Genomic DNA, 10,140 nt, shown 5'->3' on the forward strand with positions numbered 1-10,140 from the left:
TGCGCGTCCGGGGACGCCTTGAGAGGTACCGCGTGGCCGCATCATACGCCCCGTCGAGGTTCGAAGGCCCGAACCCCCGTGCCCGGAATTCAGTGGAGGCCGATGAGCAGCATCTGGCTTGTGCCCGGAATACAGGTCTGGAGGAAGATCGGGGGATATCCGCCGGCGAACCCTGCCAGGACACGTTCCGATGCGCCCTGCGGGACGACCATCCGCTGGAAGGCTGTGAAGGTTCCGTACCCCTGGACCGTGACGGTGGTTCCGGGCTGGATCCAGCTCATCCTGTTCCAGCCGCCGCAGTAGTCGTGTTCGGCGATGCTGACCGAGACCGTGACGGGCGTGAAGTGGACGGGACCCTGGCAGGCGTTCACGGCGGCCTGTCCGCCGGCCCCGACGACGGGGATGAACACGGTCGCCGGCGGCTCAGCCGCGGGCGGTTTCGGTGCCGGGGAGACGACGGCGGGGGCCTGGCTCCCTTGAGCGGTCTCCTGAGCGGCTTGGGCCGCCGCGGCCTGCTCGGCCTGAGCGGCCTGAGCGGCTTGAGCGGCTTGAGCGGCGGCTTCCTTCGCTGCTGCCTCTGCTGCGGCCTGCTCTGCTGCGGCCTGCTCTGCTGCGGCCTGTGCAGCAGCGGCCTCCGCCTTCCGGCGCGCGTCGGCGGCGTCGTCCGCCAAGCGGACCCGGGTCGCCTCCCTGGCTACCTGGGCGAGAACCTGCTGCTCGCCGAGAGCGTCTGGCGCTGCCGCACTGGCTGCGCTAGGTGGCGGCGCCGATGCGGGGACCGCGGCTGATGATCCCCCGACGATGAGGAATGCGCCGACCGCTGCAGTCGCGACGAGGGGGCGGAGGAGGGCTGAGACCGGTGCCATCGTTGAACCTCGGGTTGGCCGTGCGACACCGGCTTCTCATCCCAAGGTGTAGGACCGCACGAAGGCGGTAAAGGACGACGGCGCGAATTGCGTCCTCATCGCCCGGCAATCGAGTGGTGGGCGGGCGCTCATGAGGCGCCGTTGCGTAGTCGTGCCGCGAGGACCAAGTAGACGCGACGTACGAGCTGCGCAGCAACGCGTCGGCGTCGTGGGCCCGGCCGTGCTGGGGCGCTCGCTCGACCGAAGTCCCCTTATGGGCATTTAGTGCCCCAAACGTCTCCAACCGCCGCCGTGCTCGACGCCAGAAGCCAAGACGCCAGACGCCTTCTGTCAGATAAGACGGCTCGAGGGCGTCTTCTGGGCCACAAGCCGTCTTCCGCAGGGCGATCCCTGGGGCCAGAACGAAAACGCCCCCGGTTCGGAAACCGGGGGCGTTCTCGATGTCCTAGGACATCACATGCGCGGTGGTGGAGGGATTTGAACCCCCGTTGGCTTTTACACCAAACATCATTTCGAGTGATGCACCTTCGGCCGCTCGGACACACCACCAGCAGGCATCTACTTTACCGGGATGATGGCGCGAGTCCAAACCGAGGGTTCGTCCATGCCGTCGGAGGGCTGTCGTGGGGCTGTCGTGGGGCTGTCGTGGGGCTGTCGGAGGGCTGTCGTGGGGCTGTCGTGGGGCTGTCGTGGGGCTGTCGTGGGGCTGTCGTGGGGCCGTCGGAGGGCTGTCGGAGGGCTGTCGTGGGGCTGTCGTGGGGCCGTCGGAGGGCTGTCGGAGGGCTGTCGTGGGGCCGTCGGAGGGCTGTCGCGGTGGCAGCAGACGGGCCGGTGACTAGTCGGCGACGGTCGTGGGAGCCTGGCCCTAGACCCCCGAGGGCGCCGGCTCGGAGGGGCTGGTTCCGGCGTAGGCGGCCTCGGTCCACAAGTGCATGAGGGCGTACGCACGATAGGGGCGCCACGCTTCCGACCGTGTCTCCGCCTCGTGGGGGCTGACCCCGCCGAGGGCGCGCCGTAGCACGAGATCGCCCGGCGTGAACGCGTCACGGTCCCCGTACCGCACCGCGAGATAGTCGACCGTCCAGGGGCCGATTCCCGTCACCGCCAGAAGGGCCTTGCGGCCTGGGGTTTCTCCCGATTCGGCCCATAGGCGGGACATGGAGGAGATCGTGCGTGCGCGGGCAGAGGTCAGGCCGACGGCCGCGCGGAGTTCCTCGGTATCCGCGTCGGCGAGGACGGCCGCTTCGGGGAAGCACCGCAGGCCGCCGGGCCCGTCTGTTCCGTATGTGGCGACGAGCCGCCCCGAGAAGGTGCGTCCGGCCGCGAGTGAGACTTGTTGCCCCAGGACGGTCGTGACGGCGGTCTGGAACCGGTCTGTCGTGCCGATCACCCGAAGGCCGGGCCGGGCCGCGAGAAGAGGGGCCAGGAACTGATCCCCTGACAGGAAATCGCGGACGGGCTCCAAATCGGCATCGAGGTCGAACCATTCGCGCACGAGGGCTACGAGGGATGCGGGGACGCCTAGATCCGTCTGGGACCCAGCCCTCGACAGCTCCGTCCTTGACCGCTCAGTCCCCGTTAGCCCAGCCCTCGAAAGCTCAGCCCCCGATTCGGCCCTGAGCTCAACGCCATGGGCGTCGGGACGAATAGTGACGGCGCACGGGCCCGACGCGAGGCTCACGAGCCGGGAATGGGTCCCGGCCTCACGGTCCGTTCGTTCGGCCCCCGGGATGGTGTGTGCCGCGAGGCTCCCGAGCACGGCCTCGGGGTCAAGGCCTCCCGGAGCCTCGACTCGGACGATCACGACCACACGCCCGACGTTCCGCGTCGGTGGCTGTCCACGAGGTGGGTGTCGATGATGCCGATCGCTTCCATGAGCGCGAACATCGTGGTGGGACCGACGAACGAGAAGCCCTTCTTCCGTAGCGCCTTCGAGAGGGCGGTCGACTCTGGCGACGTGCTGGGGATCTCGGACAGCGTGCGCGGCGCGGGAGTCGCCTCTGGCCGGAACGACCAGACGAACTCGACCAGCCCGCCCTCGTTGCGAAGAGCAATCGTGGCTTGAGCGTTGCGTATGGTCGCCCGGATTTTGGCGCGGTTCCGGATGATTCCCTCGTTCAGCATGAGGCGCTCGACGTCGTCCTCGGTGAACGCGGCCACGACATCCGGATCGAAGCCCTGGAAGGCCTCGCGGAACGCAGGGCGCTTCCGCAGGATCGTTGCCCACGAGAGGCCGGCTTGGAACCCTTCGAGGCTGATGCGCTCGAAGAGCCCCTGCTCGTCACGAACGGGCATGCCCCATTCGCTGTCGTAGTACTCGCGCATGAGGCCGTCCGTACTGGCCCACGTGGGCCGCGCGAGTCCGTCGTCACCGAGCACGACCCCGCCCACCACATCCGGCTCTGCCGTCCCCGGCTCCGTTGTGGTGTTGGTTGCTGTCACATCCGTCATCGGTCCCCCGCCCCTCTCATGTTCCGCCGCGCTCTGGTTCGCGCAGTCCCGTAACGCGCAGTGTGATGTTGACTCTTCCCGTGTCGAGGCCGCAACCGGGCGGCGAGGTGTTCGCGATGACCCTCGTGACGCCGTGGTAGGCGAGTCGAGACGGTCCGCCGAAGACGAAGAGGTCTCCCGACGCGAGCTCGACGTCCTCATAGGGACGCCCCCGACCCTCGGAGTTGCCGAAGCGGAAGGTGCACGTGTCCCCGAGGGAGAGGGAGACGACGGGATCCCTCGACAGTTCGTCTCGGTCTTGGTGCATGCCCATGTGGGCGGACCCGTCGTAGTAGTTCACGAGGGCCGTGTCCGGCGCATACGCCTCGGCGTCCGCGCTTCCGCCGTACGCGTCCGCGACGGCAAGCCGACCGACGCGGATCATCCACTCCGGCATCGGGAGCACGCATCGCCCGTTCACATCGGTGGCCTCGCGCGTGTACCTGTACGGCTGCCAGTGCCAGCCGAGGCACACGGTCTTGACCGACATCTCGTGCCCGCGGACCGAAGCCGATCTCAACGGGACCGGCCCGGCGGCCCACTCCCGGAAGCGGTCGGCGATCCACGACTGCTGCTCGAGTGTGAGCCATCCTGGGACGTGCACGGCACCCGGCGCGAGCTCCCGGCGCGGGCGTGCGATGAGGTCGTCGCCGAACAGCGTGCTCATGCGGCGGCGGCTTCGAGACGCAGGAGAGACGTCTTCGCCTCGAGCCCGCCGATGTAGCCGCCGAGGCTTCCGTCCGAGCGCACGACGCGATGGCACGGCACGACCACGGGCAGCGGATTCGTTGCGCACGCGCTGCCTACCGCCCGTACCGCCCGCGGGTTGCCGACAGCCTTCGCGACGTCGGCGTAGCTCTCGGTCGCTCCGAGCGGGATGGCCGGAAGATGCTGGAGGACGGTCCGCCGGAACCCCTGCGAGAGACTCAGATCGAGCGGGAGATCGAACGAGCGCCGCCTCCCGCCGAAATACTCGTCTACCTGTCGAGCCGCCTCGGCGAGGCGCCCCGGAACCTCGAGGATGCGCGGGCTCAGGCGCTCGGCGAGCAGGCTCAAGACGGCGTCGTGGCCCTCTCGTTCGTAGGCGACCCGGACAAGGCCCCGCTCGGTTGCGACGAGCAGGAGCCGGCCGACTGGCGTATCGACGAACCGGTACGCGATGTCGAGGAGACCCTCCCTCGAGGCCCGGTCCGCGAGCTGGGCATGGAGCCGGCCGAGGACGCCGGGATCGACGGACACAAGCTCGGGTGCGAGCGCGAGGTCGATGGGTCCAAGCGCAGCGCTCTTGCCCGCCAGGCCTTCGCCCACGAGCCCGTCGTTCTGCTGAGTGCTGATGTTCGTGTGCGCGGTCATGCGCTTTCTCCTTCGGTGTGAGCGGCTGCAAAGGCCGCGCGGAGAGATCTGATGCCGTCTGAAGCGGCTCGGCGAGCGGCCGCCGGTGACCCTCCGACGATCTCGGCGATGTCGTTGAAGGGCAGATCGGCGAGGAAGCGGTAGGCGATGACTCGGCGTTGCTTGTCGGGCAGCTGGGCCACGCTGGCCCAGATGCCGTCGCCGGGCCGTTCGGCGCCCGGAATCCCGTGCGGCGAGTGGTCTTCGGGAGGCTGAGCAACAGGGCTGGGTCTCCGCCGGCCCGCTCGCACGGCGTCGAGGCTCTTCCGATGGGCGATGGTCACAAGCCACGCCTCCGTGTTGGCATCGGCGGGAAGGTCGGGATAGGCGCGCAATGCCGCGAGGAACGTCTCCTGCCAGACGTCTTCGGCGTCGGCGGGCCCGACCACCGCGCGACACACCCGCAGGACGGTGGCGCCGTGGCCTTCCACGAGCTTTTCGAAGGGCTGTTTCATGTCCATCACTGTGTAGACGATGCGCAGGCCAGGAATGTGAGGTCGGGGCCGTGAGAATTCTGCGCGGTCAGAACAGCCGCGCCTCCTTCGCCTCGGGCGGCTCCTCGAGCTCGAGCAGGAACCTCTTGCGCCCAAGCCCGCCCGCGTACCCCGTGAGGCTCCCGTCGCTGCCGACCACGCGATGGCACGGGATCACGATGCTCAGCGGATTGTGGCCCACGGCCTGGCCGACGGTCTGCGCGAGCCCTCGCCCGCCGAGCCGGTCGGCAAGCGCTCCGTACGTTGTCGTCCCGCCGTAGGGGATGTCCAGCAGCATCTCCCACACGGCGAGCTGGAAGTCATTGCCGCGCGGCGCCGTCGTGAGCTCGAAGCTGCGCCGTTCGCCGGCCAGGTACTCGCGGAGCTGCCGCGCGGCGTCGTCGAACAGCGGATCCGCCGATGGCGAGCCGACGCGCTCCCCGAAGCCCGCGTCCTTCGGGAGGGTCCAATGGCCGGGGAAGTAGATCGCCGTGAGCGCGTCGCCCTCGGCCACGAGCGTGAGGGGCCCCAAGACCGTCTCCGCCTCGGTGTGCCGCATGGCTCCATTCCACCACGCCCGGGCCGCGGGCCGGCTACCGGTGGGCCGCGAAGAATTCCCGGAGGAGCTCTCCGCACTCGTCCTCGAGGACGCCGCCGTAGACCTCGGCGCGGTGGTTGAGGCGACGCTCGCGAAGGATGTCGAAAACGCTCCCGGCCGCTCCAGCCTTCTCGTCCCACGCACCGAAGATGACGCGCGGGATCCGCGCGAGCACGACCGCCCCAGCGCACATCGCGCACGGCTCGAGTGTCACGACCAGCGTGCAGTCCTCGAGCCGCCAGCCGTCGCCGGCACGTGCCGCGGCGCCGTCCTGCAACGCCCGGGCGGCTGCTCGGATCGCGACGAGCTCGGCATGCGCCGTCGGGTCGCCGAGCGCCTCCCGCTCGTTGTGGCCGACGGCGAGCACATCGCCGTCCGGCCCCACGACGACGGCGCCGATCGGAACGTCTCCCGTCGCGAGCGCGGCGCGCGCCTCGGCGAGGGCACGGCGCATCCAGGCTTCGTGCCGACGAGCATCGGGCTGCGGAGCGGGCGCGGACATGCTGTCAATGATAGGTTCGAGCCCGGCGTCGCCCGCTCACAGGGCAGCGGCCCAGAGTCCGACGACGGCGACGATCACCCCCGAGGACACGAGCAGATGGACCCACCGCGGACTCGGCCAGCGCGCGGCGAGCCATAGTCCGAACAGCACCCCAGTCGCTGCGGTGGAATATGCGAGCAAGGAGACCATGAGCGTCTTCATGACGCCACCTCCTTACCGAGGATGGCCACAAGTGTACCGCCGAGTAGGTCTCGCGGTAGAGCCCCGGGAAGCTTCCTGGCCCCGCACCCCCGGATGGTAATTTGGCAGCCATGCGCACACTCGTCGTCGACCACCCGCTCGTCGCCCACAAGCTGACGGTCCTGCGGGACAAGAACACGCCCAGCCCCGTGTTCCGCCAGCTTGCCGAGGAGCTCGTGACGCTCCTCGCCTACGAGGCGACGCGGGAGGTGCGCACCGAACCCGTCACGATCGAGACGCCCATCACGACGACGACGGGCGTCGCCTTCACGAAGCCGACGCCCCTCGTCGTGCCCATTCTGCGGGCGGGCCTGGGCATGCTCGAAGGCATGACGAAGCTCGTGCCGACGGCCGAGGTGGGCTTCCTCGGCATGGCCCGCGACGAGGAGACCCTCGACATCATCACGTACGCCGAGCGCCTCCCCGAGGACCTCACGGGCCGGCAGATCTTCGTCCTCGACCCCATGCTCGCGACGGGCGGCACGCTCAGCGAGGCGATCAAGTTCCTGTTCCGCCGGGGCGCGAGTGACGTCACGTGCATCTGCCTCCTTGCGGCGCCGGAGGGCCTCGCGCGTCTCGAGAACAGCCTCGGCGACGCGAAAGTCACGATTGTGCTGGCCTCGATCGACGAGCGGCTCAACGAGAAGGCCTACATCGTGCCGGGCCTCGGCGACGCGGGCGACCGCCTCTACGGGCTCGCGAAGTAACCCGCCGCCGGACGGCGGAGGCGCCGGAAGCGGCGCTCAGGGAAGCGGGAGCTGCTGTCCCCACCCCAGGTCCGGCCGCGGAAGCTCCGACGCCCCCGGGATCGGAAGCGATGGAACCCCGAGACTCGGACGCGGGGGCTGACGGTCCTGCGGCGAGGTCGGGGCGGGCGTTGCCGACGCGGGATGCGCGCTCGAAGAGGTCGTGCTGCTCGGCCGCGGGCCGGGTGTTCCGGTCGACGACGGCGCAGGCTGGGCCGGGACGGCGGGAGCCTTGGGGGCGGGGTTCGAAGGCGACGGCCCGGCATGGCCCGTCAGGACGCGCACAACGGTCGAGACCCCGTCGCCCAGCGCCCCCCGAAAGCCCGGATCTGCGGCCGCCGCGGCGGCGGTCCCCGCGCCGAGCGCCGCGGTGAGCGCGACGGCGGCGGCGAGGGTGCGCCGTCGTCCGCGTCCGGCCGGCGAGCCATGCCGCGCCGCCGTCGACGCCGCCGAACGGCGGTAGACGTCGAGCGAAACGGGGGCGGGGGCGGCCTCGCCCACGAGGAGGCGGGCGACGTCGGCGCGCGGCTCCACGGGGCCCGGATGCGCGAGCGCGCGGAGCCCCTCGAGCAGGGGGCGGAGCTCGGCGGATTCGGCCGGCGCAACGTCGGCGAGCAGGCGCTCGACGACGAGGCGGTCTTCGGGGCTGGGGCGCGAATTCATGAGGTGCTCTGTTCTGCGAGGAGCGCGGTGTTCCTGAGCGCGTCGAGGGCTCGGCGCTGAAGCTGTTTGATGGCGCCCGGCGTCCGGTCCATGATGTCGGCGGTCTGCTCGATCGAGAGATCGGCCACGACCCGGAGGAGCAGGACCTCGCGGTGGTCTTCGGTCAGGCCGTCGAGAAGGCCGACGACGCCGGCGCCCGAGAGGGCGAGGTCTTCGGCGGACGCCGTGGTTGTGCGGGGATCGATCTCGGGCTCATGGGGCACGAGCGCTGGGGTGCGCTCGCGGCGCCGGTAGAAGTCGACGGCCCGGGAGTGGGCGATCGTGAAGACGAGGGCCTTGGCGCCGTCGAGCCCGCCCGTCACGCCGCGGCGCTTCGGGGGCCCGTGGTCCGACGGCTCGGCACCCGAGCTGATCCTCGTGTACAGGGCGAGGAAGACGTCTTGTGTTACGGCCTCCGGGTCCTCGACGCCGCGCGCCCGGAGGTAGCCGAGCACGGACGGAGAGAGCAGTCGGTAGGCAGCGGTAAAGAGCTCGGCCTGCTCGTCAGGGTCCCCTGAAGGACTGTCACGACAGGTCTTCTCGCGCTGCGTCAACCGATCAGCCTTTCCGTTCTGGCCTGCGCGAGGGACCTCGGTGCGTGCCCCGCGTGCCGGTCTCAAGCCGGCCGTTGGGGGCCCGGCGACGGCCGGACCCCCGAAACGACTTGCCAGACTACCCGTCCCGACGGCGCGGGCCTTACTTGTGAAGGACGGTCGCGGCGTCGTCGGCGACCCCGGCGGCCGGCGCCGGAAGCGCCGGGGCCTGAACGGACGGGACGTTCGGGAGCGAGGGGGCGGACGGAAGTGTCGCCGATCCATCCGCATCGACCGAGACGTTCGCGCCCACCTGGGCCGAACCGGCGGCGGCACCCGACTGCAGCGTGGCCGAGCAGAACGACGTGACGTTGGCCTGACCGTGGGCGGCGGCGGCGAGGTCCGTGAGGCCGGTCGAGCCAGCCGTCAGGCCGCCGTGCACGAACGTCTGGCACAGGTCTGCGAGGGACACGCCGCCCAGGCTCGGCGCGCTCGGGAGCGAGGCCGGGGCGGAGGGCAGAGTGGGGGAGGACGGAACGGCCGGGGCGGCCTTGTCCGCTGCGGCGGTGGCGTTGGCCACGGCCGAGCTGACCTTGGGCGACGGCGCGCCGATCAGGTTGTGGGCCGCCTGCTGGGCGGAGTCCGGGAGAGCGTTGGCATACGCGGCCGTGCCGGCACCGCCGACGGCGAGGGCGCCGACGGCGAGGGCGCTGGCGGCGAGCTTGCTCGAGGCGATGACGCTGAAGAAGGACATGGGGGCTCCTGACGAGGGGGTCGAAGTGGTGGGAGGGCCGCCGCGGTCGGCCCTACGTCGCCTTAACCGACCCGGTACGTGATGAGGTCACGCGGATCCGGAAAAAATCTTCTGCGGACACGAACTGTCCGCAGCCCGTCCGCGAAACCTACCCGCCGCCGTCGTGCGCGCCTAGCGTTGTGGGCATGGATTGGAAGCTTGAACTTGTGTTCGTGCCCGTCTCCGATGTAGATCGGGCCAAGGATTTCTACGTTAATAAGGTGGGCTTCAACGCCGACTACGACGAGCGCGTCAACGAGAACCTCCGCTTCGTCCAGCTCACGCCTCCCGGCTCGGGGTGCTCGATCGCGATCGGTGAGGGGCTCAACGACGCCCCTCCCGGCACAGCGCCGAGCCTTCAGCTCGTGGTCAACGACATCCAGACCGCCTACGACCACCTCAAGGGCAACGGCGTCGACTGCAGCGAGATCGACATCCAGGACTGGGGGCACTTCGTGTACTTCCAGGATCCCGACGGCAACAAGTGGGCCGTCCAGTACATGCCGTACAAGCAGAACGCGTAAGCAGCAGTCCCCTTCTCGCTCGGGGAGTTCTCTTCAGTGGAACTTCCCGAGCGAGAAGGGGACTTCGATTCTTCTAGACGGTATGGAGTGACCGCTCCGCTTCGTGAGTGGTTGCGGGCCGGGGCCTCGCTCACGCACATTCGTGGGTTACCGGGCAGAGTCCCCTGCCCGGCCTATCCGACATGCGTGGGAGGCCCCGGTGTTCATTGAGCGTACGAGTGTTGGGCTGGATGTGCACGCCCGTTCGGTTGCCGCGGCGGCGATCGACGGCGTGACCGGCG

At 69.9% G+C, this 10,140-nt stretch carries 14 protein-coding genes and 1 tRNA gene; 2 read left to right on the forward strand and 13 right to left on the reverse strand.

Features of this window, described 5'->3' with window-relative positions:
- Nucleotides 1–89: 89 nt before the first annotated feature.
- The 10 genes from RBS12_RS12035 to RBS12_RS12080 form a co-directional block, all read right to left on the reverse strand.
- Nucleotides 90–866, reverse strand: a complete 777-nt coding sequence (locus RBS12_RS12035) for a LysM domain-containing protein (protein WP_307966347.1) — start codon at nt 864–866, stop codon at nt 90–92.
- Nucleotides 867–1,328: 462 nt separating this feature from the next.
- Nucleotides 1,329–1,415 (reverse strand) — tRNA-Ser (locus RBS12_RS12040).
- A 316-nt stretch (nt 1,416–1,731) separates the two neighbouring features.
- The gene (locus RBS12_RS12045; RefSeq protein ID WP_307966348.1) at nt 1,732–2,676 is read right to left on the reverse strand and encodes an AlkA N-terminal domain-containing protein; all 945 of its coding nucleotides are present in this window, start codon (nt 2,674–2,676) and stop codon (nt 1,732–1,734) included.
- The gene (locus RBS12_RS12050; RefSeq protein WP_307966349.1) at nt 2,667–3,317 is read right to left on the reverse strand and encodes a DNA-3-methyladenine glycosylase I; all 651 of its coding nucleotides are present in this window, start codon (nt 3,315–3,317) and stop codon (nt 2,667–2,669) included. The genes RBS12_RS12045 and RBS12_RS12050 overlap by 10 nt, the downstream gene beginning before the upstream one ends.
- A 16-nt stretch (nt 3,318–3,333) precedes the next feature.
- Entirely contained in the window at nt 3,334–4,023 is a 690-nt protein-coding gene (locus tag RBS12_RS12055) for an alpha-ketoglutarate-dependent dioxygenase AlkB (RefSeq protein WP_307966350.1), read from the reverse strand.
- Entirely contained in the window at nt 4,020–4,709 is a 690-nt protein-coding gene (locus RBS12_RS12060) for a methylated-DNA--[protein]-cysteine S-methyltransferase (protein WP_373886513.1), read from the reverse strand. The genes RBS12_RS12055 and RBS12_RS12060 overlap by 4 nt, the downstream gene beginning before the upstream one ends.
- Nucleotides 4,706–5,203, reverse strand: a complete 498-nt coding sequence (locus tag RBS12_RS12065) for a sigma-70 family RNA polymerase sigma factor (RefSeq protein ID WP_307966351.1) — start codon at nt 5,201–5,203, stop codon at nt 4,706–4,708. The genes RBS12_RS12060 and RBS12_RS12065 overlap by 4 nt, the downstream gene beginning before the upstream one ends.
- A 67-nt stretch (nt 5,204–5,270) precedes the next feature.
- Nucleotides 5,271–5,780 (reverse strand): methylated-DNA--[protein]-cysteine S-methyltransferase, encoded by a 510-nt coding sequence (locus RBS12_RS12070; protein ID WP_307966352.1) that lies wholly within the window; start codon nt 5,778–5,780, stop codon nt 5,271–5,273.
- 34 nt (nt 5,781–5,814) lie between these two features.
- Nucleotides 5,815–6,321 carry a tRNA adenosine(34) deaminase TadA gene (gene tadA, locus RBS12_RS12075; protein ID WP_307966353.1) on the reverse strand — a complete coding sequence of 169 codons (507 nt, stop codon included), beginning with the start codon at nt 6,319–6,321 and terminating at the stop codon, nt 5,815–5,817.
- Between the two features lie 36 nt (nt 6,322–6,357).
- Nucleotides 6,358–6,522 (reverse strand): hypothetical protein, encoded by a 165-nt coding sequence (locus RBS12_RS12080; protein WP_307966354.1) that lies wholly within the window; start codon nt 6,520–6,522, stop codon nt 6,358–6,360.
- A 110-nt stretch (nt 6,523–6,632) separates the two neighbouring features.
- On the opposite strand from RBS12_RS12080, the gene upp reads away from it, so the two are divergent.
- Nucleotides 6,633–7,268, forward strand: a complete 636-nt coding sequence (upp, locus tag RBS12_RS12085) for a uracil phosphoribosyltransferase (RefSeq protein ID WP_307966355.1) — start codon at nt 6,633–6,635, stop codon at nt 7,266–7,268.
- A 36-nt stretch (nt 7,269–7,304) separates the two neighbouring features.
- Here upp and RBS12_RS12090 read toward each other — a convergent pair whose 3' ends face one another.
- The 3 genes from RBS12_RS12090 to RBS12_RS12100 all read right to left on the reverse strand — a co-directional run bounded on the left by RBS12_RS12090 (nt 7,305) and on the right by RBS12_RS12100 (nt 9,296).
- On the reverse strand, nt 7,305–7,970 hold the full coding sequence (locus tag RBS12_RS12090) for a hypothetical protein (RefSeq protein ID WP_307966356.1): 666 nt from the start codon (nt 7,968–7,970) through the stop codon (nt 7,305–7,307).
- Nucleotides 7,967–8,563 (reverse strand): RNA polymerase sigma factor, encoded by a 597-nt coding sequence (locus RBS12_RS12095; protein WP_307966357.1) that lies wholly within the window; start codon nt 8,561–8,563, stop codon nt 7,967–7,969. The genes RBS12_RS12090 and RBS12_RS12095 overlap by 4 nt, the downstream gene beginning before the upstream one ends.
- 142 nt (nt 8,564–8,705) lie before the next feature.
- The gene (locus RBS12_RS12100) at nt 8,706–9,296 is read right to left on the reverse strand and encodes a protein tyrosine phosphatase (RefSeq protein ID WP_307966358.1); all 591 of its coding nucleotides are present in this window, start codon (nt 9,294–9,296) and stop codon (nt 8,706–8,708) included.
- Nucleotides 9,297–9,481: 185 nt separating this feature from the next.
- Between RBS12_RS12100 and RBS12_RS12105 the strand changes: the two genes are divergently transcribed.
- Complete coding sequence (locus tag RBS12_RS12105; protein WP_307966359.1) at nt 9,482–9,859, forward strand: glyoxalase superfamily protein; 378 nt, start codon at nt 9,482–9,484, stop codon at nt 9,857–9,859.
- Nucleotides 9,860–10,140 lie beyond the last annotated feature (281 nt).

Source organism: Sinomonas sp. ASV322, assembly GCF_030908245.1.
Classification (GTDB): domain Bacteria; phylum Actinomycetota; class Actinomycetes; order Actinomycetales; family Micrococcaceae; genus Sinomonas.